The 24508-nt window shown below is 55.6% G+C and carries 21 protein-coding genes and 2 tRNA genes; 16 read left to right on the forward strand and 7 right to left on the reverse strand.

The features are described 5' to 3' along the window. Nucleotides 1–828 (reverse strand): acyl-CoA thioesterase, encoded by an 828-nt coding sequence (locus ACT3T6_RS09760; RefSeq protein ID WP_193053291.1) that lies wholly within the window; start codon nucleotides 826–828, stop codon nucleotides 1–3. A gap of 107 nt (nucleotides 829–935) precedes the next feature. Here ACT3T6_RS09760 and tadA point away from each other — a divergent pair, with 107 nt between their 5' ends. Then, a complete protein-coding gene (gene tadA / locus ACT3T6_RS09765; protein WP_217883834.1) occupies nucleotides 936–1388 on the forward strand; it encodes a tRNA adenosine(34) deaminase TadA in 453 nt (150 codons plus the stop codon). A 130-nt stretch (nucleotides 1389–1518) separates the two neighbouring features. Here tadA and fni read toward each other — a convergent pair whose 3' ends face one another. Together fni and mltF are read right to left on the reverse strand one after the other, a co-directional pair. After that, complete coding sequence (fni, locus tag ACT3T6_RS09770) at nucleotides 1519–2562, reverse strand: type 2 isopentenyl-diphosphate Delta-isomerase (RefSeq protein WP_193053290.1); 1044 nt, start codon at nucleotides 2560–2562, stop codon at nucleotides 1519–1521. 357 nt (nucleotides 2563–2919) lie between these two features. Beyond that, nucleotides 2920–4386, reverse strand: a complete 1467-nt coding sequence (gene mltF, locus ACT3T6_RS09775) for a membrane-bound lytic murein transglycosylase MltF (RefSeq protein WP_193053289.1) — start codon at nucleotides 4384–4386, stop codon at nucleotides 2920–2922. Between the two features lie 182 nt (nucleotides 4387–4568). Between mltF and purL the strand changes: the two genes are divergently transcribed. The 8 genes from purL (at nucleotide 4569) to nadA (ending at nucleotide 14914) form a co-directional block, all read left to right on the forward strand. Further along, on the forward strand, nucleotides 4569–8504 hold the full coding sequence (gene purL, locus ACT3T6_RS09780) for a phosphoribosylformylglycinamidine synthase (protein ID WP_193053288.1): 3936 nt from the start codon (nucleotides 4569–4571) through the stop codon (nucleotides 8502–8504). A gap of 128 nt (nucleotides 8505–8632) precedes the next feature. Then, nucleotides 8633–10393: a DEAD/DEAH box helicase gene (locus tag ACT3T6_RS09785; protein ID WP_193053287.1), complete on the forward strand. Its 1761-nt coding sequence runs from the start codon at nucleotides 8633–8635 to the stop codon at nucleotides 10391–10393. Nucleotides 10394–10515: 122 nt separating this feature from the next. After that, complete coding sequence (locus ACT3T6_RS09790; RefSeq protein WP_172117567.1) at nucleotides 10516–11433, forward strand: segregation and condensation protein A; 918 nt, start codon at nucleotides 10516–10518, stop codon at nucleotides 11431–11433. After that, a complete protein-coding gene (gene scpB / locus ACT3T6_RS09795; RefSeq protein ID WP_172117398.1) occupies nucleotides 11430–12242 on the forward strand; it encodes an SMC-Scp complex subunit ScpB in 813 nt (270 codons plus the stop codon). Before ACT3T6_RS09790 ends, scpB begins: the two co-directional genes overlap by 4 nt. After that, nucleotides 12229–13095 (forward strand): 23S rRNA pseudouridine(2605) synthase RluB, encoded by an 867-nt coding sequence (rluB, locus tag ACT3T6_RS09800; protein WP_172117399.1) that lies wholly within the window; start codon nucleotides 12229–12231, stop codon nucleotides 13093–13095. The genes scpB and rluB overlap by 14 nt, the downstream gene beginning before the upstream one ends. A gap of 274 nt (nucleotides 13096–13369) precedes the next feature. After that, nucleotides 13370–13445 (forward strand) — tRNA-Lys (locus ACT3T6_RS09805). Nucleotides 13446–13499: 54 nt separating this feature from the next. Continuing rightward, nucleotides 13500–13575 (forward strand) — tRNA-Lys (locus ACT3T6_RS09810). 307 nt (nucleotides 13576–13882) lie between these two features. Then, nucleotides 13883–14914: a quinolinate synthase NadA gene (gene nadA, locus ACT3T6_RS09815; protein ID WP_172117400.1), complete on the forward strand. Its 1032-nt coding sequence runs from the start codon at nucleotides 13883–13885 to the stop codon at nucleotides 14912–14914. An 83-nt stretch (nucleotides 14915–14997) separates the two neighbouring features. Here nadA and ACT3T6_RS09820 read toward each other — a convergent pair whose 3' ends face one another. Continuing rightward, entirely contained in the window at nucleotides 14998–16458 is a 1461-nt protein-coding gene (locus tag ACT3T6_RS09820; protein ID WP_193053286.1) for a M48 family metalloprotease, read from the reverse strand. A 155-nt stretch (nucleotides 16459–16613) separates the two neighbouring features. Here ACT3T6_RS09820 and ACT3T6_RS09825 point away from each other — a divergent pair, with 155 nt between their 5' ends. Together ACT3T6_RS09825 and ACT3T6_RS09830 are read left to right on the forward strand one after the other, a co-directional pair. After that, nucleotides 16614–16874, forward strand: coding sequence for a sulfurtransferase TusA family protein (locus ACT3T6_RS09825; protein WP_193053285.1), 261 nt, complete (start codon nucleotides 16614–16616; stop codon nucleotides 16872–16874). Then, a complete protein-coding gene (locus ACT3T6_RS09830) occupies nucleotides 16874–17971 on the forward strand; it encodes an AI-2E family transporter (RefSeq protein WP_193053284.1) in 1098 nt (365 codons plus the stop codon). Before ACT3T6_RS09825 ends, ACT3T6_RS09830 begins: the two co-directional genes overlap by 1 nt. Before the next feature lie 106 nt (nucleotides 17972–18077). Here the strand turns inward: ACT3T6_RS09830 and ACT3T6_RS09835 are convergent, their stop codons facing one another. Beyond that, nucleotides 18078–18554 (reverse strand): peroxiredoxin, encoded by a 477-nt coding sequence (locus ACT3T6_RS09835; protein WP_193053283.1) that lies wholly within the window; start codon nucleotides 18552–18554, stop codon nucleotides 18078–18080. Between the two features lie 251 nt (nucleotides 18555–18805). On the opposite strand from ACT3T6_RS09835, the gene dapA reads away from it, so the two are divergent. The 3 genes from dapA to purC all read left to right on the forward strand — a co-directional run bounded on the left by dapA (nucleotide 18806) and on the right by purC (nucleotide 21516). After that, nucleotides 18806–19690 (forward strand): 4-hydroxy-tetrahydrodipicolinate synthase, encoded by an 885-nt coding sequence (gene dapA / locus ACT3T6_RS09840; RefSeq protein WP_193053282.1) that lies wholly within the window; start codon nucleotides 18806–18808, stop codon nucleotides 19688–19690. A gap of 95 nt (nucleotides 19691–19785) precedes the next feature. Beyond that, a complete protein-coding gene (gene bamC, locus ACT3T6_RS09845) occupies nucleotides 19786–20769 on the forward strand; it encodes an outer membrane protein assembly factor BamC (protein WP_193053281.1) in 984 nt (327 codons plus the stop codon). A 30-nt stretch (nucleotides 20770–20799) separates the two neighbouring features. After that, complete coding sequence (gene purC / locus ACT3T6_RS09850; protein WP_172117407.1) at nucleotides 20800–21516, forward strand: phosphoribosylaminoimidazolesuccinocarboxamide synthase; 717 nt, start codon at nucleotides 20800–20802, stop codon at nucleotides 21514–21516. Nucleotides 21517–21525: 9 nt separating this feature from the next. Here purC and tsaA read toward each other — a convergent pair whose 3' ends face one another. Next, on the reverse strand, nucleotides 21526–22257 hold the full coding sequence (gene tsaA / locus ACT3T6_RS09855) for a tRNA (N6-threonylcarbamoyladenosine(37)-N6)-methyltransferase TrmO (protein ID WP_193053280.1): 732 nt from the start codon (nucleotides 22255–22257) through the stop codon (nucleotides 21526–21528). A gap of 100 nt (nucleotides 22258–22357) precedes the next feature. On the opposite strand from tsaA, the gene ACT3T6_RS09860 reads away from it, so the two are divergent. Next, nucleotides 22358–22888 carry a GNAT family N-acetyltransferase gene (locus tag ACT3T6_RS09860; protein ID WP_172117409.1) on the forward strand — a complete coding sequence of 177 codons (531 nt, stop codon included), beginning with the start codon at nucleotides 22358–22360 and terminating at the stop codon, nucleotides 22886–22888. A gap of 31 nt (nucleotides 22889–22919) precedes the next feature. Here ACT3T6_RS09860 and nadC read toward each other — a convergent pair whose 3' ends face one another. Continuing rightward, on the reverse strand, nucleotides 22920–23774 hold the full coding sequence (gene nadC, locus ACT3T6_RS09865) for a carboxylating nicotinate-nucleotide diphosphorylase (RefSeq protein WP_193053279.1): 855 nt from the start codon (nucleotides 23772–23774) through the stop codon (nucleotides 22920–22922). 107 nt (nucleotides 23775–23881) lie between these two features. Here nadC and ampD point away from each other — a divergent pair, with 107 nt between their 5' ends. Beyond that, nucleotides 23882–24466: a 1,6-anhydro-N-acetylmuramyl-L-alanine amidase AmpD gene (gene ampD / locus ACT3T6_RS09870; RefSeq protein WP_193053326.1), complete on the forward strand. Its 585-nt coding sequence runs from the start codon at nucleotides 23882–23884 to the stop codon at nucleotides 24464–24466. The last annotated feature ends 42 nt before the right edge of the window (nucleotides 24467–24508 follow it).

Here is a 24508-nt window from a genome sequence, read left to right on the forward strand (position 1 = left end):
TTAGCGAATCGGCGCGTCATGCATGCGAGTCAGCCCTTCCTGTGCGGTAGAGGCAATCAAGCGGCCATCACGGCGATAGATATGACCGCGTGCCAGGCCTCGCGAGTCGCCTGCCCAGGGGGAATCTATGACGTATAAAAGCCACTCATCCAGCCGTGCGTCCTCATGAAGCCATAGCGCGTGGTCAAGGCTTGCGATACGCAGCTTCGGGTCAGTGAACTGAATGCCATGGGGCAGTAAACTGGTGGTCAGCAGATTGAAATCAGAGGCGTAGGAGAGCAAGTGCCGGTGCAGGGCGGGGGCATTGGGTAGCGTGCCTGCAAAGCGGAACCATAAACACTGCCCGGCCGGGTCGCCGCCATCTGGGTTGCCTTTAATATGCAAAAACTCGATAGGGTGGCCCGGAAAGCGTGAGTGCTTGGCGGCGCCGCTCTCAATCAAGGCTTCCGGCGACTCGACTTGAGGCATGGCGCGCTGGTGATGAAAACCTTCTTCAGGGCTGTGAAACGAGGCGCTACAGAAGAAGATCGGTCGGCCTTTTTGAATCGCCGTAACGCGGCGCGTGGTAAAGCTCCCGCCATCGCGTACGTTATCCACCTGATAGACCACGGGGCGGTGCGGGTCGCCAGGGCGAAGAAAGTAACCGTGTTGAGAGTGTGGGTGACGCTCAGCGGGTACTGTACGTGAGGCCGCCGCGAGCGCTTGACCAAGCACCTGTCCGCCATAAAGCTGAGGAAAGCCCAGGTCCTGGCTTTGCCCTCGAAAGAGCGTCTCTTCGAGGACTTCAAGCTCAAGCAGGTTTACTAACGTATTCAGCGCGTCGGTCATTCCAGGTATCCTTGGTGCTATCTATTGTTGCCCATAGTGGCGGACATCACATACGGCGAGGCCGCCGTTGCTACCATCATTTTGCTACCTTAGCGGAGTTTGCCTTGATACGCAGCGATGAATTTTACATGCACCGTGCCCTTGAACAGGCACATTTGGCGGCTGAGGCGGGCGAAGTGCCGGTAGGGGCCGTGGTGGTGAATAGCGAAGGAGAGATTCTTGCCGCTGCCCACAATGCGCCGGTGCTGAGCTGTGACCCAAGCGGCCATGCGGAAATTCGTGCCCTGCGTGAAGCCGGGCAGCAGAGTGCCAACTACCGGCTGGAAGGGTGTACGCTGTATGTCACGCTGGAGCCGTGCATGATGTGCGCGGGCGCCATTGTGCATGCACGCCTAAAGCGTTTGGTTTATGGCGCTGCTGAGCCTCGTACCGGTATGGTGGAATCCAAGGCTAACCTGCTGGCCCAGCCGTGGTTTAATCACCATGTAGAGGTGACGGCGGGCGTGCTGGCGCCATCGGCCAGCAAGTTATTAAAAGCGTTTTTTGCGGCAAGGCGCTAGCGTGTTTTATAGCTCTCTCTGGCGTGTCACTGGATAAACATCACTTGGTGGCCACGCACAATGAGTTGCAGAGCAAAGGCTTGGAGTGCGTGAACGTGGCTATATAACGGTGATATGACCGCGTAGTGGCTTATGCCCCCGCCTCAACCTGCGTAAGCGTCGTGTGCTTTAACGCCACCAGGTCCGCGCTGCCGGTACAAAAACAGGCAACGCGCAGCTGCTCAATGAGCGTTTGAAAGTGCTCGATAACGGCATCGCTTGAGGTGGTGGCGCTGCCCAGCACCGCCGCTGCCTGACCTACCAGATGAGCGCCTAAACAGAGCGCTTTAGCCGCATCAATACCGCTGGCCACCCCGCCTGAAGCGATCAGCGGCATACCGGGCAGTGCCTGGCGCAAATCGTGCAATGCTTGTGAGGTGGGGATTCCCCAGTCGGCGAAGGCCATAGCGATGGCACGCGCTTGTGGCGTGCTGGCGCGCTCACCCTCAACGGCCGCCCAACTGGTGCCACCCGCGCCCGCAACGTCCAGCATCGCCACGCCCGCTTCGGCAAGTTGACGACCCACAGAAACAGACAGCCCAGCCCCCACTTCCTTGACCACCACAGGCACGTCCAGCGCGGCCACGGTGCGCTCAATGGCGGTGAGTATGCCACGCCAGTCGCGATCTCCACCGGTTTGCAGCGCTTCCTGTAGCGGGTTGAGATGAATGATTAGTGCGTTAGCTTCGATCATATCAACCGCGCGGCGGCCATAATCAAGCCCGCGTTCGCCTTTAATTTGGGCGGCTCCCAGGTTGGCCAGCAGTGGGATATCCGGGGCAATTCGGCGCAGTTCACTCGTGAGGCCCCAGTTGGCTTCGCCTTCAATGGCTACGCGTTGTGAACCCACGCCCATGGCAAGGCCCAGCGTTTGAGCGGCCTCTGCCAAGTGCCGGTTGATATCCTTGGCTCGGCTCGCTCCGCCGGTCATCGAACTGATGAGGATGGGTGCTTTTAGAGGTTGCCCGAACAGGTAAGTCCCCAGATCAATATCATCCAGGTTTAATTCCGGCAGCGCACAATGCTCAAAGCGCCAGTGTTCAAAGCCTGGGCGAAGGGTACTAGCGGCCTGGTTTGGGTGTAGCACGATATCCAGATGGTCGTTCTTACGCTGCGTCAGTTCGGTGTCTTTCATCGTCACTCCCTTCAACCTGAACCTGGCGGAAGCCGTCTGCCAAGTAGGAAACAGTACGTGGTCGGTTAGCTGATGGCTGTGCATGCCTTCCGGCGAAGTCATTAATGGTTTTCGATGTAACCAACTCTTATCTATCTAACCCGTTTCTATGGGTCTAACCAGACATGGCCAACTGCTTATCCAACCAGGTTGGCATAAAGTACTCAGGTACAATGCCCTGGTCGCAGGCGCAGGATAAACGCTTGTAATCGCCAGTACGTTTTTACCTGCTATTTGAAAAGCGTAATCCAAACGCCAGAAATTTTCTTTAACCACGAAGGGCAAGGTGGGGGCGAGTTGGAAGGCTCTGTAGTGAGGCTATTGATTCAACGGCGGAATTAACTCAAATGGCAGTAGGAGAGAATCGCTGGTTGCGGTTTGACCTAACTGGAAAAATTGCTGACGGCTGTGCTCAACGTACTCCAGCATCTCGTAGTAGCGCCGGATATTGCGCACATAAATGACCGGCTCACCGCCACGCGCATAGCCGTGGCGCGTTTGGCTATGCCACTCCTGTTGCTGTAACAGGGGAAGCGCCTCGCGAACATCTTGCCAGCGGTTGGGGTCCCCACCGAGCTCTTGGGTAATTTTACGGGCATCGTAAAGGTGACCAAGGCCAACATTGTAGGCCGCCATGGCCATATAAAGACGATCATCTCCGGTAATGCTTTCAGGCAGGCGGTCTTTAAGGCTGCGCAGGTAGCGGGCGCCCCCATCAATGCTTTGCGCCGCGTCTCGGCGGTTATCCACACCCATTTCGCTGGCGGTAGGGTGGGTGAGCATCATAACGCCTCGCACGCCGGTGGGGGACACCGCTTCCGCGTCCCAGTGGGATTCCTGATAACCCACTGCCGCCAGCAGTTTCCAGTCAAATCCTGTGTCACGTGCCGCCTGCTTAAACAGGTCGGTAAACTGGGGTAGGCGCGCATCCAGGTGCGCCAAAAAGGTGCGCGTACCCACATACTCTAAATAATCATCATGACCAAAGTAGCGGTTAACCAGATGGTCGAGCGTGCCATTTTCCTGAAGGGTTTGCAGGAAGTCATTGGCGGCTTCGAGCAGCCCTAAACCGCGGCCGCGAGGAAGCGCCCATACCATGGAAAGCGGGTCGCCCATTAAAAATCCGCGCTCTACATCGGGGAAAAAGAGTCGGTTAAGCCGGAACTGATGATCAAAAATAACCGCTGCGTCGAGTACGCCGCTCTCGACCTGGACAAGCAGTTCATCGACATCCAATGCGTGAGACTCTTTCCAGCTTAAGTCAGCGTAGTCGCGCTGCAACTCGCGCAGCGCTTCGCTGGTACCTGCCTGGCTTAGCGTGCCAATCTCAAGGCCTACCAGGTCGCTGGGTGCCTTTATGCCGTGTAAACCGCGCCGGTACACCAGTAGTGGTTGCATTTGAATGATGGGGCGCGTGTAGTGCACATCGGATGCGTCAGGGAGTAGTGGTAGGGCGGCAGCGCCAAAATCGCCTTGTTCACGCACGGCCGACAAGACGCTTTCAGGGTGATGTTTGGCGTTGAGATTGAGGCTTACTCCCAAATACTCGGCAAACTGATGCATCAGCTCATACTCAAACCCAGTGGGTCCCTGGCGACCCTCGTAGTAAGTCGTGGGCGTGTTGCGCGTCTGAGCCGTGATAAAATCTTTTGCCTGGATATGCGTTAAATGCTCGCCAGGTGGTACCTTGGGCAAGGTGGGCGCAAGTACCAATAAGATAATGATAATAAAGGTTAAATAAAGGCGAGTGTGCGCTAAAAAATGGGCATGGATCAATGTCGGCATAAGGTCTTGTCGGGATGAAACAAGCAGCCACAATACCCAGCCATCGTCATGCTGTCACCTTGTTGATTTCGTGTGGCCGCCGCTTTCCAGTATCATAGGGCCCAATGAGTGTCATTTAAGGGGCCGCTTGGCGGCCTGCTATTTCCCTGCACGAATTCTCCCTGCTCTAGAGGCTTCAGGATATGCTCGAATTGCGAGGCGCGCCCGCCCTTTCTACCTTCCGTCATACACGGTTGCTAACGGTGCTGCGTGAACGTGTTCCCGAGGTGGAGGCGCTGTCTGCCCACTATGTTCATTTGATTGACCACCGTGAAGAACTCAGTGATGCCTCTCACGAGCGTTTGGCGCAACTGTTGGATTACGGCACCCCCACCCATGCCGAGATACCTGCCGACGCTCAACGTTTTCTGGTCGTACCGCGGTTAGGCACCCAGTCGCCCTGGTCATCCAAAGCGACGGATATTGCACATAACTGTGGGCTGTCGGGCATTCGCCGGATAGAACGTGGAGTTGATTATCGGGTAGGGTTTAGCCGTGCGCCCAGCGAAGAGAGCCTGGCTGCGCTGATGGCGCTGTTGCACGACCGAATGACCGAAACCGTGCTTAATGATGCGGCTGAAGCGGCGGCGCTATTTGCTCACCACGACCCGGCACCGCTGGGTAGCGTGGACATTTTAAACAGCGGGCGCGAGGCGCTGGTAACCGCTAACCGTGAATTGGGCCTGGCGCTTGCCGATGACGAAGTCGACTACCTGGTCGATGCCTTTAACGAGCTTCAGCGCAACCCCTCCGACATTGAGCTGATGATGTTCGCCCAGGCGAACTCTGAGCACTGCCGGCATAAAATCTTCAACGCGGACTGGATCATTGACGGCGAGCCGCAGACCCATTCGCTGTTCAAGATGATCAAGAACACCTTTGCGACCTCCCCTGAAAACGTCTTGTCGGCCTATAGCGATAACGCTGCGGTTATCAAAGGCAGCCAGGCGGGGCGTTTTTATCCCACGCCGCTGACCGGCGCTGAGGGAGAGCGTGCGCTGTACGGAACACATCAGGAGCCGATTCATATTCTGATGAAGGTGGAAACCCATAACCATCCGACTGCGATTGCGCCGTTCCCTGGTGCGGCGACAGGCTCGGGTGGTGAGATTCGCGATGAAGGCGCCACCGGTATCGGCGGTAAGCCGAAAGCGGGCCTTTCCGGTTTTACCGTTTCCAACCTGCGTATCCCCGAGTTTGTACAGCCTTGGGAAGCGTTTGATTATGGCAAGCCCGAGCGCATGCAGTCCGCCCTTGCCATCATGCTGGAAGGTCCGATTGGCGGCGCGGCGTTTAATAACGAGTTTGGTCGCCCGAACCTTACCGGTTACTTCCGTACCTATGAGCAGGACACCCTCAACGAGGGCGGCATTGAGCGTCGCGGCTTCCACAAGCCGATCATGCTGGCGGGCGGTTACGGTAATATTCGCGCCCAGCACGTTCAAAAGGGCGATATTCCTGTCGGCGGTAAGCTGATTGTGATGGGTGGCCCAGCGATGTTGATCGGCCTGGGCGGCGGCGCGGCCTCCAGCATGTCTTCAGGCACCTCAAGTGCCGACCTGGACTTTGCTTCGGTACAGCGTGAAAACCCGGAAATCGAGCGACGCGCTCAGGAAGTGATTGACCGCTGCTGGGCCATGGGAGACAAAAACCCGATCTGCTTTATCCACGATGTGGGGGCGGGGGGGCTTTCCAATGCGCTGCCGGAGCTTGTTAAAGACGGCAACCGGGGTGGGCTGTTCGATTTACGGGCGGTGCCTAATGCTGAGCCGGGTATGAGCCCGCTTGAAATCTGGTGTAACGAAGCGCAGGAGCGCTACGTGCTGGCCGTTGCGGCTGAGGACCTGGCAACGTTTGATGCGCTGTGTAAGCGCGAGCGTTGCCCCTATGCGGTGGTGGGTGAAGCGCAGGCTGACCACCACCTTGAAGTGCGCGATGGCCACTTCAACAGCAAGCCGATTGACCTGCCCATGAGCGTGCTGTTCGGTAAAGCGCCGAAAATGCAGCGCAGCTTTGAGCGCCATGCGCCAGAGCTTTCCGGTGTAATGCTGGATAATCTCGACCTGCGTGAGGCGCTTGATCGCGTCCTACGCCTGCCCGCCGTGGCCTCCAAGAGCTTCTTGATTACCATTGGCGACCGCTCAATTACAGGCCAGGTGGCGCGTGACCAAATGGTCGGCCCTTGGCAAGTGCCGGTTGCGGATGTAGCGGTCACAACGGCCAGTTATGACACCCATGCCGGTGAAGCGATGGCGATGGGGGAGCGTCCGCCGGTTGCCTTGATTGACCCCGCCGCCAGCGCACGCCTGGCGGTCGCCGAGGCGATTACGAATCTCGCGGCAGCGCCCATTGCCAAGCTAAGCGATATCAAGCTTTCGGCTAACTGGATGAGCGCCGCTGATCACCCTGGCGAAAATCAGGCGCTTTATGATGCGGTTCACGCGGTGGGGATGGAGCTTTGCCCGGCGTTAGGGATTGCGGTGCCGGTCGGCAAAGACTCCATGTCGATGCGTACGTCTTGGCAGGATGTGAGTGACCAAGGGGATAGCGAAGAGAAAAGCGTTACATCACCGCTGTCGGTAGTGATTACCGGCTTCGCGCCTGTGACTGATGCGATGGCAACCCTGACGCCACAGATCAACCTGGATCAAGATGAGTCGGATCTTATTCTGATCGACCTGGGGAGCGGTCAAAATCGCTTGGGCGGCTCTGCGCTGGCGCAGGTATATGGTCAGGTAGGCGATACCTGCCCGGATGTCGACGACCCAGAAGATATCAAAGCCTTCTTTGAGGTGATTCAGGGGCTTAATCGTGACGGTAAGCTGCTGGCGTACCATGACCGTAGCGATGGCGGCTTGTTGGTCACGCTGTTGGAAATGGCCTTTGCGGCGCACGCCGGCCTTGAGATCAAACTCGACTGGATGATTGACGAGCCCGTTGAAGCGCTTAATGCGCTGTTCTCGGAAGAGCTTGGCGCGGTGATTCAGGTCAACCGCGAGCACACCGAAGAGGTGTTGGCGCAGTTTGCAGTCGCGGGTATTGAAACCTGTGGCGTTATCGCCCGGCCGCGTTACGACGACCAGGTGCGGGTAACTCTGTTTGAAGAGCCGCTGTTGGAAACCACGCGCCAATTGACGCAGCGTACCTGGTCTGAAACCAGCTATCGCCTGCAGGCACTGCGTGATAACCCCGAGTGCGCTAAAAACGAGTTCGACAACCTGCTCGATACGCGTGACCCAGGCCTCTCGGCGACGCCCACGTTTGATATTGACGAGGATGTCAGCGCGCCGTTTATCAATATGGCCAAGCCCGCTGTTGCGGTACTGCGTGAGCAGGGCGTTAATGGCCAGGTCGAGATGGGCTGGGCATTTGATAAAGCCGGCTTTGAAGCCATTGATGTTCACATGAGTGACATTCTGGAAGGCCGTGTTGCGCTTGATGAGTTCAAAGGGCTCGTTGCCTGTGGCGGTTTCTCTTACGGCGATGTGCTAGGCGCGGGTGGTGGTTGGGCGAAGTCCGTGCTGTTTAACGAGCGGGCACGCGATCAGTTTGCCGCCTTCTTTACCCGCGAAGACAGCTTCTCGCTGGGCGTGTGTAACGGATGCCAGATGCTTTCGCAGTTGAAGTCGTTGATCCCGGGGGCTGAAAACTGGCCAGGCTTTGTACGTAACGAGTCCGAGCAGTTTGAGGCGCGGGTAGCCATGCTGCGCGTTGAAAAAACGCCCTCGGTTCTACTGGCCGGCATGGAAGGTTCCCTGCTGCCTATTGCGGTGGCCCATGGGGAAGGCCGTGCTGAGTTCCGCGATGCCGCGCACCTGCGTAGCATGCAATCCAGCAATCAGGTTGCGCTTCGTTACATTGATAACTATGGGCAGGTGACCACGCGCTATCCGGCTAACCCTAACGGTTCGCCGTCAGGTATCACCGGATTAACCACCTCCGATGGCCGCGTCACGATCATGATGCCTCATCCGGAGCGCGTTACCCGCGCGGTCACCAACTCCTGGCGTCCGGCAGAGTGGACAGAAGATGGTGCCTGGCTGCGCATGTTCCGCAACGCGCGTGTTTGGGTCGGTTAATATCTCACGCCGTTAAGCCATGCGTAACACATAACGGCGGCCCTTGGGCCGCCGTTATGGCTAACGCTGTTCTTGGCTGCTCTTGCCCGCTTGAGCCAGCAAAGTAATTTTCTGGCTGTTGGAGTTGTATGCCACCACCTGCTTTACGCCCTTACCAAACGGACGCGGTGAAACGTGTTGTTACGCATTTCCGTGCGTCCAGCGAACCCGCGGTGGTGGTATTACCTACGGGAAGCGGGAAGTCGTTGGTGATTGCCGAACTGGCCCGCTTGGCGAGAGGTCGCGTACTGGTATTGGCGCATGTACGCGAGCTGGTGGAGCAGAATCACGCCAAGTATCAGGCCTATGGGCTTAAAGCCGATATCTTCAGCGCGGGTTTAAAGCGCAAGGAAGCGTCGCGCCAAGTCGTGTTTGGCTCGGTGCAGTCGGTAGTGCGTAATCTGGAGGCGTTCAATGACGAAGGCTTCACTCTGCTGGTCATTGATGAGTGCCACCGGGTGTCGCTTGATAAAGACGCAAGCTACCGCCAAGTGATTGATCACCTGCGGGCACAAAACGCGAAGTTGAAAGTGTTAGGGCTGACCGCGACGCCTTACCGGCTAGGCCAAGGGTTTATCTACCATCGCCATTACCACGGCATGGTGCGCGGCAGTGACGCAAGCTTTTTTCGTGACTGCGTGTTCGAACAGCCGCTGCGCTTGATGGTAAAGCAAGGCTATCTTGCCGAACCCAAACGCCTGGATATGGCGATTGAAGGGTATGATTTTTCCATGCTGGCGCCTGCAGAAAACGGCCATTACCGTGAAGCCGAGCTAAATCGCGTCGTGGCAGGCAATCGCGCCACTCCCATGATTATCAACCAGATTGTTGAGCGCGCCACAGAGCGGCATGGGGTGATGATATTTGCAGCAACTGTCGCCCACGCTGAAGAGATCATGGGGTATTTGCCTGCCGACCAGGCAGCGCTGATTACCGGAGCGACCCCGTCGGCGGAGCGTACTGAGCTGATTAATGCGTTTAAGGCGCGTGAGCTTAAATACCTGGTGAATGTCTCGGTACTGACGACCGGCTTTGATGCGCCCCATGTGGATTTGATTGCGATGCTTCGGCCTACGGAGTCAGTCAGCCTTTACCAGCAGATTGCGGGCCGAGGGCTTCGGCTCTCACCGGGTAAGCAGGATTGCCTTATTTTGGATTACGCGGGCAACCCCTGGGACCTTTACGCACCAGAAGTGGGCGAGCCAAAACCGCCGGGCGACAATGAGCCGGTGCAGGTTGAATGCCCGGCCTGCGGCCACGCTAATCTGTTTTGGGGCAAGCGCGACGGCGAACTGGTCATTGAGCATTTTGGGCGTCGCTGCCAAGGGCTGCTTGACGATGATAAAGGCAAGCGCCACCAGTGTGATTTTCGCTTTCGCTTCAAGGTGTGCGATAGCTGTGGCGCTGAAAATGATATTGCGGCGCGTCGCTGTCACGGTTGCGAACAGCTGCTGGTGGATGCGGATGACAAGCTTAAAGATGCACTCAAATTAAAAGATGCCCGTGTATTACGGGTAAGTGGCATGCAGTTGGACGCAACCCTTAATGGCCGAGGCCTGCCGCGTCTGAAAGTGACCTATTACGATGAGGATGGCACAACACTCTCTGAGTGGTTTGCTTTGGAAACCCCCGCCCAGCGCCGCGCCTTTTATGCCGCCTTTTTGCGTCGGCATTTACGCGCTCCGGGCACGCCTTGGCAACCCCTCAAGCCAGAGGACGTTATTAGCGAGCAGCGCCGCTTGCGCCATCCGGATTTTGTGGTTGGGCGCAAGGTGGGCCGACATTTCCAGATTCGCGACAAGCTCTTCGACTACGAAGGACGCTATCGTAAAGCTGCCGAAGCAGGCTAACGCACCGTGCGCCAGGCGCAACGTCAGGTGCTGACTTTGTTACACTGCTTTCTAATGCCCACTGACCAAGAGATACCGACTGAGTGAGCGACACACACAACGCCACCGCTGATCCTGAACGCATGGCGACGTTGGCACAAGAGCCCGTCGTCGAAGCGCTTGGGCGGCTGTTCGATGAGCCGATTACTCAACTGCCGGAGGATTTGTATATTCCTCCCGAGGCGCTGCGCGTTTTTCTGGAAACCTTTGAAGGACCGCTGGATCTCTTGCTTTACCTTATTCGTCGGCAAAACTTAGATATCTTGACGATCAACGTGGCCGCGATTACTCATCAGTACATTGAGTACGTAGAGCTGATGCAGGCGATGGAGATCGAGCTTGCCGGTGAGTACTTGCTGATGGCCGCGATGTTGGCGGAAATTAAATCGCGCTCGCTACTGCCTCGGCCGCCCAAAGCGGAGGGCGAAGATGAAGAGGACCCTCGGGCAGAGCTGATTCGTCGCCTGCAAGAGTACGAGCGTTTAAAAGCCGCTGCTGAAACGCTGGATACGTTGCCTCGTGTAGGGCGGGATTGGTTTAGCGTGCAGGCGGGTTTACCCCCGCTTGAGTCGCGGGTGATTCACCCGGATGTAGAACTGGACGAACTGCTGAGTGCGCTTTCCGATATCCTTAAACGTGCCGAATTAACCCAGTCCCATCAGATTAGCCGTGAGGTACTGTCTACCCGCGAGCGTATGCTCAAGATCATGGAGCAGCTCAGCGAAGACAGCGCGCACCAACGCTACACGCCTTTTGAAGCCCTGTTTATCCTGGAAGAGGGGCGGGCAGGCGTGGTCGTCACCTTTATGGCTATTTTGGAGCTAGCGAAGGAGGCAATGATCGAAATTGTCCAGAACGCACCGCTTTCTCCTATCCATGTTCGAGCGCGCAGCGGCGCGATAGTCGATGAAGAAGAAGCCGTTTTTGAAGCGCTTGCTTTAGAGGAAACAGACGGCGCCTTTGAAGAGCCTGCCTTTGAGCCTGATGAGGAGGCACCGTGAAGGACACGACCTTAGACAACATTATAGAAGCCGCGCTGCTCGCCGCAGGCGAACCGTTGGATGTCGAGCGGCTCGAAACCCTGTTTATCGACGATGAGTGCCCGCCGAGACGAGAGTTGCGTGACGCGTTAGCGCGCCTTGCTCTGCGCCATAAAGAGGGTGCGTTAGAGTTGGTAGAAACCGCATCAGGGTTTCAACTGCGTATTCAGCCACGCCTTGCGCATTGGGTATCACGCCTCTGGGACGAACGCCCCCAGCGCTATTCGCGTGCGCTGCTTGAAACGCTGTCGTTGATTGCCTATCGGCAGCCCGTTACCCGTGGTGATATCGAAGAAGTACGCGGGGTCAGCGTGAGCAGTTCGATCATGCGCACCTTAATGGAGCGTGGATGGGTTCGTGTGGTTGGTCACCGCGATGTGCCCGGACGGCCCGCCGTCTATGCCACTACACGAAGCTTTCTGGACGATTTTGGCCTGAAAACACTGGATGCACTTCCCCCCATGCATGAATTGGTTAATTGGGAGGAAAGAGAAGAGGCTGAGTTACCGGTTTCACAAGAGGCTCTCCTTGAAGAGGAGAGTGAGGAATCAAGGCCCAAAGAAACACTGGACGAAGCGCCAGAAAGCGTGCAGGATGCGCCACCCAAGACGGCTGAGAGAGCCGACGACCACGCCGAGACGGCGTTAACCCAGCCGCTAAGTTTTGCTGATTTAGAAGCTCGACTTGCGGCACGTGCGCAGCGCCCACATGATGACAGCGCACGCACGCAGACCAATGATATGAGGTCAGACGATCATGACTCAGAGTAACCACACCCCTCCCGTTAGTGAAAAACTCCAGAAAGTGCTTGCCCGAGCGGGACTGGGTTCGCGGCGCGAAATGGAAACCGCTATTTCTGATGGCCGAGTAAAGGTCAACAGCCAGGTCGCCAAGCTGGGTGACCGCGTTGAAATGCGCGATAAAGTAAGTTTCGATGACCGCCCCGTTACACTGCGACCCGAGAACGAAGCGCCGCGTCGCGTCATCATGTACAACAAGCCAGAAGGCGAGCTGTGCACCCGTAAAGACCCGGAAGGCCGTCGTACCGTATTTGAGCGTTTGCCACGGCTAAAAGGCGAGCGCTGGATTGCCATTGGCCGACTGGATATCAATACCAGCGGTCTGCTGCTTTTCACGACCGATGGCGAGCTTGCCAACCGGTTAATGCACCCCTCAACCCAGGTTGAGCGTGAATACGCCGTGCGCGTAATGGGCGAAGTAAAGCGCGAACACATCGTAGCGATGGTGGATGGCGTTATGCTGGAAGATGGCCCTGCGCGCTTTACCGATGTGCAAGAGTTTGGTGGTGAAGGTATCAACACCTGGTTCCACGTCGTCATTCTTGAGGGACGTAACCGCGAGGTGCGCCGCCTGTGGGAGTCTCAAGAGCTTACGGTTAGCCGTCTGAAGCGTGTACGTTACGGCAACATATTTATTGATAAGCGTGCTAAAGCGGGAGAGTGGATCGAGCTTTCGCAAGACGAAGTCGATGATCTCGCCACGATCGCTAACCTTGAAACACGTAAGGTGCCTGAGCTGACGCCGGACGAGAAGAACCGTTGGAGTCGCGACAAAAATAAGCGTCGTCCGGTACAAACAATGCGCAAGCCTAAACGCCGCTGATTTTACACCTGCCCGAATCAGGGGGGCGGTTCGCACTGGCCAGCCATCAATCGCTTGATGGCTGGCTTTTAACTATCTGGGCACCTTAAAACGATCGTTGCTGTACCGGGCATGATCGTGGCGGAAGAGGCTCGCATGGGCCATAAAACCCGCTTTAATTACACTGCGGGATCAAACGGCTAGCCTGGCTAATCCTGTGGGTGTAGTGCGGGAGAAAGTTAAAAACTTCTTGCCATGGCTAATCATGGTCTGTACTATATGCATCCGTTCGAAGGGGTCGTTAGCTCAGTTGGTAGAGCAGTTGACTTTTAATCAATTGGTCGTAGGTTCGAATCCTACACGACCCACCATCGAACAGCACGTAATTAGACATACCGCTATGTCAGCACGGTAAGCAAAAATTTGGGTCGTTAGCTCAGTTGGTAGAGCAGTTGACTTTTAATCAATTGGTCGTAGGTTCGAATCCTACACGACCCACCAAATTCAACGCCCTTGGTAGCTTGCTGCCAGGGGCGTTTTGCTGTGTGCCTGATGCGTACAGCCGCGCAATATACCACTTGCAGAAGACAACAATTTGCCACCACAATGGCTTCATGCAATGTGATTAAGCAACGTTCATTAGAGAAAGCTGTTAAGAGAAAACAGCTTAGAGAAATAGTTAGTAGCGCAGTAGGTCACCGCGAGAGACGCAGCGGCCTGTTGCAATCGCGAGCGGCATGTGTGGATGACACAGGTCGCGACTAGTGTTTAACAGGGGGATTCCCTGTTCGTCACAGTGGTAGACACGATGACTATTATGACTTCTCAAGCTGAGCTTGATGCTCCGCTCCCTAGCCCGTATTGCCCTACTCGTATTCCCGCAGAAGACCAGGCGCGTGTTGAAGAGATAAAGCAGTTGCTGCACACGCACAATGCCGTCCTGGTCGCGCACTACTACACCGATGACGCTATCCAACAGTTAGCGGAAGAAACCGGTGGCTGCGTGGCAGACTCCCTTGAAATGGCGCGCTTTGGCGCTCGACATGACGCTACCACGCTGATTGTGGCAGGTGTGCGTTTTATGGGGGAAACAGCCAAAATCCTTTCGCCTGAAAAACGCGTATTGATGCCCACGCTGGAGGCAACCTGCTCGCTGGATATTGGCTGCCCGGTAGATGCGTTCAGCGCCTTTTGCGATGCGAACCCCGACCGAACCGTGGTGGTGTATGCCAATACATCAGCAGCTGTCAAAGCGCGTGCTGACTGGGTGGTGACGTCATCCATTGCCGTTGACGTGATTGAGCACTTGCAGGCAAAAGGTGAAAAAATCCTTTGGGCACCGGATAAGCATCTGGGGGGATATATTCAGAAAAAAACCGGCGCTGATATGCTGATGTGGGACGGCGCCTGTATTGTGCATGAAGAGTTCAAGGCGAAAGGTATTGAGGACTTAAAACGCCTTTATCCTGATGCGGCGGTGCTGGTGCATCCTGAATCGCCGGACGCGGTGGTCAACATGGCGGATGTGGCGGGGTCGACGTCCCAGTTAATCAAGGCCGCTCAAACATTGCCCAATAACCAGCTTATCGTGGCAACAGATCGCGGCATTTTCTTTAAGATGCAGCAAGCGGTGCCGGGCAAGACATTGTTTGAAGCACCGACAGCCGGTAATGGCGCTACCTGCCGAAGCTGCGCACACTGCCCGTGGATGGCCATGAATGCACTGGATAATCTGGCGGATGCGCTGCGCTACGGCAGTGGGGAAATTCATGTTGATGAGTCGCTACGCCAGAAAGCGCTAAAGCCGCTTGAGCGTATGCTGAATTTCAACGCTAAATAGAACAGCTTCACGCTGTGATCAGTCCATCAGGCTCCTGGCCCTTCGCAGGCCAAGAGCTTTATGCGTGTCATTCATTTCAGTCGTTAAAAGTCATCCAGCGCTTTACGGTATTCAATAAAGGCTTCTCGGCGCTGTTCAATACGTGCAAGCGCTTGCTGGTCGTTCTCTTGCTCGGCTGCGTTACGCGCCAGTGAGAGTTGCTGAATGCCTCGGTCAACTCGCCCTGTCAGCTGTAAATGCTCGGCGCGCGCCAAATGCCCCCAACCGTTGTGCCCGCTTCGCCCAGCGGCTTCAGCTAGCAGGTTAAAGCCAGGAGGATATTCAGGGTTTTGCGCTGTTATGTTACGCAGGAGCTGATAAGCGGCTTCTGGGTCTCGCTGCAGTTGTGCCTCTGCCAAAATCAGTTGGGCGGGCAGATAAGACGGCATCAGCCTCAAAAGGCGCTGGCTTCGGGTAATGGCTTCATCATAGCGTTGGGCCTCCAGCGCGACGCTTGCCGCAGATGCAGGCAGCATGCCGTAATCCGGTAGCTCAGTGGCCAGTTGATCGAGCATTTGTAAGGCTTGATCCGTTTGGCCATTACGCGCAGTCATTAATGCCTCTAGATAGCGGCGTGCCGGCTCTTCTGCGTCATCCTGGGCAAGGCGGGAAGCGGCTTGTTGCGGGGAGTTTTGGTAAATGCTTAATAGGGCGCGAGCGCGCATCATGTCGTAAAGCGTATTGCTGGTATAGGTGCTGGCCACACTGAGCTGCGAGGCACGCCCTTGTGCATCGCTTAAGCGGCTATCTGAAACTGGGTGGGTCAATAGAAACTCAGGAGGGTTGCCGCCTTGTAGTCGCGCCAAGCGTTGCATGGCAGAAAACATGCGGACCATAGCATGAGGGTCGTATCCAGCATCGGCCATTGCCTGTAAGCCGATTCGATCAGCCTCTTGCTCAAAACGTCTTGAGTAGCTGAGCTGGTCCTGGATCAGGGCAGCCTGTGAGCCCATGGCGGCGGCAAGGCCCGCTTCGCCACCTCCGCTGGCCGCTACCAGCATGCCCGCCAGCATGGCGGCCATGGCAGGAAGTTGCGTCTGTTCTGCTCGCGCGCTACCTCGGGCGTAGTGGCGCTGTGATAAGTGGCCAAGCTCATGAGCAATCACCGAGACAAAAGCACCTTCATCTTCAGCAAAGGCAAAAAGCCCGGAATTGATTCCCACCACGCCACCGGGAACGGCAAAGGCATTCAGTGATCGGTTATCGACCATCACCATCGTCGTTTGCAGGTCCCCCAATTGGCTGTATGGCAGCAGGCGCGCTACAAGGCTTTCCAGGTAATCGCTTACGATTGGGTCTTGCCACTGAGGCGCTTGGGCTCGGAACTGACGTAGCCATGCTCGGCCCAAACGGAACTCTTCACTACTGGCTGATGACGAGGCACCGCCAAGCGTGGGCAGATGATAGTCATTAAGTGCGTAGTTTGGCGGGCTTGAGACGCTAATGCTGCAAGCAACAATTAGCGCGCAGAGCCCGCGGGGATAAGCAGTCCGTATGTGCGGCATGGCATCCTCATTGATAAGGGTAAAGCGCAGCGATTACTGCTGTGACATTGATTGATGCTGTGAAGTGCCGTTAAATCAAGTGAACAGTGATCATCGCAACATAAACAGTTTATGCAACAATGGCGAGATCATGCAGGCATTTTTAGGGAGCAGGTATGTCTGAATCATTCGTACGTTTTCATCCAGACGTGGTGCTTGATGCGTGTGGGCTGCCGTGTCCGATGCCGTTACTCAAAACTAAACAGGCGTTAGCCGGTTTGGCGGCTGGGCAGTTGCTTGAAGTGCGTGCCACTGATGCAGGCTCATGGCGCGATATAGCGTCGTTTACTGATCAAGGCAATCATGAGATGGAGGCGCGAGAGCAGCATGAAGGCACGTACTTTTTTTGGATACGAAAGGCGGGAGACGCACACTAATGACCATGCGTACTATTCTTAAAAGCTGGATTGAACGCTATTTTTCTGATGAAGAAGCACTCGTCTTATTGCTGGTGTTGGTGGCTGGCTTTACGGCCATTATCTGGTTTGGCCACATGCTGGCGCCGTTTTTTACCGCACTGGTTCTGGCTTTTCTGCTGCAAGGGGTGGTGAGCGCTTTAACGCGAAGAGGGATACCTCATCTGTTAGCCGTTATTCTTATTTTTCTAGCCTTTATCAGTGTCCTGTTAACCCTTGCGTTCATTTTAATGCCGCTGATTTGGAATCAGCTGGTAGGGTTTGTACATGAAACGCCGCGAATGTTTGCCAGCGGCCAAGGGTGGTTGGATGAGATGCAGGCGCGCTACCCTAACCTGGTTACGCCTGATCAAATGCAAAGCTGGATCGGTGTAGCAAGCCGTGAAATTAGCCAGTTAGGCCAGCGTGCGCTGACGCTCTCATTGGCCTCTTTGGGTAATGTCATGTCGCTGATTATTTACCTCGTCCTTGTGCCCATTCTGGTCTTCTTTATGCTGAAGGACCGCGAGGCGCTGGTTGGGTTCGCGGTTTCGCTGTTGCCACAAAAGCGTGCGCTGTTAACGCGCATCTGGCAGGAAATGGATCATCAGATTGCGAACTATATTCGGGGCAAGTTCATCGAAATCATCATTGTGGGTACGGTAGCGTTTGGCACCTTTACCTTTTTTGGCTTGCCGTATACAGCGCTGCTGGCCGTTCTGGTGGGCTTTTCGGTGCTGGTGCCTTTTATCGGCGCTGCGGTGGCTACACTGCCGGTCATGGCGGTAGCAGGTTTTCATTTTGGATTAAGCGATCAGTTTATTTATGTGCTGGTTGCCTATGGCGTGATTCAGGCGCTGGATGGAAACGTTCTGTCACCAGTGCTGTTTTCTGAAACCAATAATATTCATCCCGTTTCCATTATTGTCGCGGTGCTTTTCTTTGGCGGTATTTGGGGCTTCTGGGGCGTGTTTTTCGCCATTCCGTTGGCCACGCTGCTAAAAGCGTTGGTCTACGCTTGGCCGCGGGGTGTTCGTGAGCAGGATGAGGAAGACGGTATTATCCAGACGGAGTCATAAGACCGTACAGCCGCTGCCCGGGTGTTAACAATGCCCTTGGCTTAACACGCTGAGTCTGTTGAAAAGTTAACGCCCGCTCGGTGACGACACCGGGCGGGCGTTTTTATTAACGACTCGCGTGTAGTGCTTCAGCGGCAGCCAGCACTTCCTCTACGTGGCCTGGCACTTTAACGCCACGCCATTCGTTGGCAAGGTTGCCTGCTGCATCTATTAAGAAAGTACTGCGCTCAATGCCAAGATGCTCCTTGCCGTACATTTTTTTCAGTTTGATAACATCAAATATCGTACAGACAGTTTCATCCTTGTCGGAAATGAGCGGGAAGTTAAAATCCTGCTTGGCTTTAAAATTTTCCTGGGCACGCAAACCGTCCCGAGACACCCCTAAAATAACCGTATTGGCGTTATCGAACGCTTTTTTATGGTCGCGGAAATCGCCGCCTTCGGTGGTGCAGCCGGGTGTGCTGGCCTTGGGATAAAAATAGATAACGACCTGTTTGCCACGTAGTTCCGACAGTGTGATTGTCGTATCGCCCGTCGCACTTGCAGAAAAATCGGGGACAGGTTGGCCTAATTCGATATGCATGCAGACTCCTAATCGTTGACGACTTATAGGGTGATTACACGCAACCTGAGGCAGCATGTCAAAGGCATGATAGGTGTGCATCACAAACTCACAGCGGTTTGCGCTGTACAGGCTCGAATCGCCTGAGTACCATTTACCCTCTGTAGGCCCAAACGGGCAGTCGCCATGATGCGTAAAAGAGTGGTTCGGCGCCTTGTCTGGATGTCCATGTTGGGCTTGGTCTCATAATTTTGTAGATGAGGAATAAACGGATGATCACAGGCAGCATCGTCGCCCTGGCGACGCCGATGAAAGTCAATGGCGACATCGACTGGGAGGCGCTTCGTCGTCTGGTGAACTTCCACCTTGATAACGGAACAGACGGCATCGTTGCCGCAGGCACCACTGGCGAGCCCACGACCATGACGTTTGCAGAGCACTTTGACGTGATCCGCAGTGTGGTGGAGGAGGTCAACGGACGCATTCCGGTGATCGCCGGTACGGGTGCTAATGCGACGTCTGAAGCCGTTGAGCTTGCTCGGTACGCCAGTGAAGTAGGGGCTGATTACTGTTTGTCCGTTTGCCCCTATTATAATAAGCCGACTCAGGAAGGCTTGTACCAGCACTTTAAGGCGGTGGCAGAAGGCAGCAAACTACCGGTCATCATGTATAACGTGCCGGGGCGTACCTGCTCTGACCTGTACAATGAAACGGTTGTACGCTTGGCAGGCGTTGATAACATCATCGGTTTGAAAGATGCCACTGGAAACCTTGAGCGCGCAGAAGATCTAATTTCGCGCTTAAAGGGCAGTGACTTTATGCTGTATTCCGGTGATGACGCGACGGCCTGTGAGTTTATGCTGATGGGTGGGCATGGTGATATTTCGGTGACGGCGAACGTTGCCCCTAAGGCAATGCATGAGCTATGTGTGGCCGCTGTCGCTGGCGACGCAGATAAAGCGCATCAAATTAATACCCGTTTAATGCCGTTGCATACTAATCTGGGCATTGAATCCAATCCTATACCGGTAAAATGGGCGCTTAACCGGATGGGGTATATGGATGCAGGTATTCGTTTGCCACTGACATGGTTATCCGAGAAGTACCACGCCACTGTCAGTGAAGCGCTGCAACTGGCGGGCGTGATTGAGGAGTAATGCTCTTTCATTACACCCAGCGCGATACCCTTTGTTACCGGGAGCACAGTGATGTGCTGCCGGTTAACTGATTTGTTGACTGTTAAGGTGGCTTGATGAGCTTTGTGCTTGAAAAACGTGCGCTTAAATGGATACCGCTGGCACTCGTAACGGCTGTCGCTCTGGCAGGTTGCGCGCGCGATGGTTATTACCACGACCGTAACCTGGATTACACAGAAGCCGCTCCGGCGCCCCCTCTGGTGCTGCCAGAGACCCGCAATGCGCAGCGCTATCAGGATGCACTGCCCGTTCCTCAAGTAGCCATGCAGGGTGCCCGCATCGAAGAAGCTGCGGAAATACGCGCTCCTCAGTCGTTATCGATTGGCAGTGGTCTAGAGCCTGAATACGTGGAACGCCGGGAAGCAGATAGCCAAAGCTGGCTAGTGGTGGCGGCCGATACGGGCGCCGTCTGGCCGCAGTTGGAGTCCTTTGCGCGTAGCCGTCAACTAGGTGTGGAGCAAAGCGATGCGTCGCAGGGCGTTATCGTAACGTCGCAGGCCGATTTACGTCTGCAAAGTGCCATGCGTTCTGGCAGCAGTGAAGTGCGCTGTGAGCGTGGTGGCCAGACCATGACGAGCTGTCTTGACGCGTTGGAAGAGTTTCTGGGGGCGCGTAGCGCGTCACAGAGCGTGGCTTCCTCCTGGAATGCCCAGCGCTTGAATACCCAGCAAACGCTACAGCTTCGTCAGCAGGGTGATGAGTGGGAAGCTGTCATTCCCCAGCCGATTGATCGTGTTTGGGCTGAACTCAATCACTATCTCGCGTTGGATTTCACCCTGCAAGGTCAGCGTAATCTGCTCGCTACCAGCCCGGAGCGTCATGAATTTCTGGTGGAATACATGACCGAGACTGAGCGTGGTCGCAACCCGCTGCAAATTGTATTTAGTGCCGATGTGCGCAAGATGCCCCAGGAAATACGTATTGTGCTGCAGCCCGATGGCAATCAGACCATTTTACGCGCGGTGAATGCCAGTGAGCGTGAGTTTAATGCCGATGACCAGCGTGAGCTGTTAGAACGTGTTGCTGGCTATTTACGTTAATCTGTTTATTTGATCCCTTTCGGAGCTGTCATGGAAAAGCGCCAAGAACTTTATGCCGGTAAGGCAAAATCTGTATATCACACCGATGATCCGGATCTGCTGGTGCTGCAGTTTCGTGATGACACCAGCGCTTTTGATGGTAAGAAGAAAGAAGCGCTGGCCCGTAAAGGGATGGTCAATAACGTCTTCAACGCATTTATTATGGAGCGTTTGCAAGAGGCCGGTATCCCTACGCATTTTGAAAAACAACTCTCCGATACCGAGAGCCTTGTTAAAAAAATGCAGATGATTCCGGTCGAGTGCGTGGTACGCAACATCGCTGCGGGTGGGCTGGTAAAACGTCTGGGCGTTGAAGAAGGTGTTGCACTTACGCCGCCTACCTTTGAGCTGTTCTTGAAGAACGACGAAAAAGGCGACCCGATGATCAACGAGTCGTTGGCAGAAACCTTTGGTTGGGCAACGCCCGAGCAGCTGGCCAAGATGAAAACGCTGACCTTCAAGGTTAACCACGTGTTAAAGCAACTGTTTGCCGAAGGCGATATGCTGCTGGTGGACTACAAGCTTGAGTTTGGCGTGTTCAAAGGCGAAGTGGTGCTGGGCGATGAGTTCTCTCCGGATGGCTGCCGCCTGTGGGATGCCAATACCCGCGAGAAGCTGGATAAAGACCGCTTCCGCCAAGGCCTGGGCGGTGTGATCGAAGCCTATGAAGAAGTAGGTCGGCGTCTGGGAATCACCTTTCCTGCCTGATCGTCCGTACTAGCCAGTCATGATGTCGATAGCCACCACTTCTAACGTGGTGGCTTCGTCGTTGTGTAGGGCTCGAAACTTCACATCGACATCGCGCAGCCTAACGCCGTAGACACGCCCAGGCTCCTCGCTTTGCTTGTAAGCGGGGCGTGGGTCTTGCCCAAGCACTTGCTCGATCAAGGCATACAAGCTTGCGCTATCAACGCGGCGTGCCAAGGTATCCAGCGCATCGTGGCTGAACGTGACGGGCAGCAACACGGGGGCTTGCGGTGCAAAACCGGCGACAGCTTCAGGGCGTGCTTCGGCCCAGGGCAGGTAGGGCTTGATATCGACCACCGGGGTGCCGCTCACCAAATCGCAGCCTTCGAGTCTTAAACGAACTCCTTGGTGTGTGTCGATACCGACAAGCGTTACCAGCGAGAGGCCCAGCCGATTAGGTCGGTGGGTACTGCGGCTGGCAAATACGCCTACCTTGCGGTTGCCCCCAAGCCGTGGTGGGCGTACTAATGGCGTCCAACGCTCTGGGCTTTGATGAAAAATAAATGACACCCAAAGATGGCTAAAATCCTCCAGTCCACGCACCGTTAAGGGGTCGTTATAGGGTGCCGTTAGCACGAGACTGGCGTTGGCCGCCTGCGCCAGGCCCGGTTGGCGGGGTATGCCAAACTTGTCCGGGTAGTCGCTAACAACGTAACCGATAGGCGTCAGCGTAAAGGACGCACTTTCAGGGGCATTGTGCATGCTACTGCCTTATGCTGAGATAGGCGGCCAAGTATAAAGCAGGCTGACGTTATACGCCGAATGCTTGATCCCCATTTTGATAACTGCTTAGAGGTGATGCATGCCAACGACAGAGGAGCTTTCTGCGCCAAAAGCCCCGGCGGCGAGGGTGACCTACCGCGCCGCTTTAGCGCGCGACGCCGCCGATCAGGCAGAAGTGTTTTACCATGCGGTCATGCAAGGCGCAGCCAGCCACTATGAGCTTAGCCAGCGGCGCGCCTGGGCCAATGCGCTGCCCCGTGAAGCCAGCGCCTGGGCGGTTCGCCACGCGCTTTACACCACACTGGTGGCGGTGTGCGACGGGCGCTGTGTGGGCTTCCTTGAGCTTGATGTGAAGGAAGGGCGTATCGAAACGCTGTATGTGTGGCCCTCGCTGACCGGGCGTGGTATTGGCACCACACTGCTGATTCATGCTGAGCGTATGCTGTTGGAGCAGGGAGTTGATCGCATAGAGATTGAGGCGAGCCTGATGCTTTATGACCGCCTGCTGCGCCGAGGCTGGGAAAACCTGGGCGAGCAGTGGGTTGAACGAAGCGGTGAGTCACTTCAGCGCTATCGGATGGAAAAGCGCCTGAGTGCGATTGAAACCTGAGCTTGAGACTAACTCTGAAGCTGACCCATGGCTATACGCTATAGCTGCGGGTAATTCGCATGGAGAGATCAATGGACTGGATATCTTTGGTCAGCGCGCCGCTGGAAATACAGTCGACCCCCGTATCGGCAATCGCTTTGAGCGTAGCCGCATCGACATTGCCTGAGGCCTCAAGCGTGGCGCGCCCGCCGTTCAGTTCGACTGCTACGTACAAATCTTCAAGTGCGAAATTATCCAGCATGATGATATCAGCTCCGGCCGCCAATGCCTGATCAAGCTCTTCAAAGGTCTCTACTTCCACCTCTACCGGCACATCCTTGGCAAGTGCCCTTGCATGACTCACCGCGGCCTTGATGCCGCCGCATGCCGAAATGTGGTTCTCCTTGATTAAGAATGCATCCCAAAGACCTATTCGATGATTGTGGCCTCCGCCACACGTAACGGCGTATTTTTGCGCCAAACGCAGGCCGGGAAGCGTTTTGCGGGTATCGAGCAGGCGAACGCCGGTACCCTCAATCAAGTTGACGTAGCGGCGCGTTGCGGTTGCCGTGGCAGACAGCGTTTGTAGCATGTTGAGCGCCGCACGCTCCCCGGTTAACAAACTACGTGCCGGGCCTTCCAGTTCCAAAAAGCCTTGGCCTTCATCCAGCAAGTCGCCGTCAGCGGCTAGCCAGCGAAGCGTGACGCGCGCATCCAACTGCTGAAAAATTTCATCGACCCACGCAGTCCCACACAGCACCGCAGACTCACGGGTAATCACCGTCGCCGTTGCCCACTGGTCCTCGGGAATTAGCTGGGCAGTAATATCGCCTGAGCCTATATCTTCGTTAAGCAGGCGAGTCACGCAGGTGCTGATCTCTTCAGCTAGCGCATTTTGGTTATTCATGGCGGTGAGCTCTCTGGGCATGATCAAATGAGACCGGCATTATAGTAAAAGAGGGCCGCTAATGAGAGCAGTGAAAAGAGCGCGACGTAAAGGAGACTTTGTGGGTGATTAATGACCAGACACACGACGGCTGGTGGGGCAGGGCGCGCAGGGTTGACTCGCCCAATTATGATGCGCGACCTACTGATGACGTATCGTTATTGGTACTGCATGCGATCAGCTTACCTCCTGGGCAATTTAGTGGTGATGCGATAGAGGCGCTGTTCACTAATCAACTGGCAACGGACCAGCACCCTTTTTTTGCCGAGATTGCCCATTTACGCGTTTCAGCGCACCTGCTTATCCGGCGTGATGGTGAGTGCGTGCAGTTCGTGAATACGGATCAGCGCGCCTGGCACGCTGGGCGTTCACGCTGGTGGGATAGCCACGCCATGCAGTGGCGGCAGGCATTGAATGACATTTCACTGGGCATTGAGTTGGAAGGTGATGACATAACGCCCTTTACCAAGGCGCAGTACCACGCGCTGGCAGAAGTCACTCAGTGGTTAATGGTTCGCTACCCTGCGCTTGATGCGTCACGAATGACGGGCCATGCGCATATCGCGCCGCTGCGTAAAACGGACCCAGGGCCCGCCTTTGATTGGGCCTATTTTTACCAGTGTTTGGCGAAAATCCACCTTGATACGCTTTAAAAAGGGCGATTAAGTTGTTCAACGACAAGAAAATAAAACGGT

Source organism: Halomonas sp. 72, assembly GCF_052379785.1.
Lineage (GTDB): Bacteria > Pseudomonadota > Gammaproteobacteria > Pseudomonadales > Halomonadaceae > Vreelandella > Vreelandella citrativorans.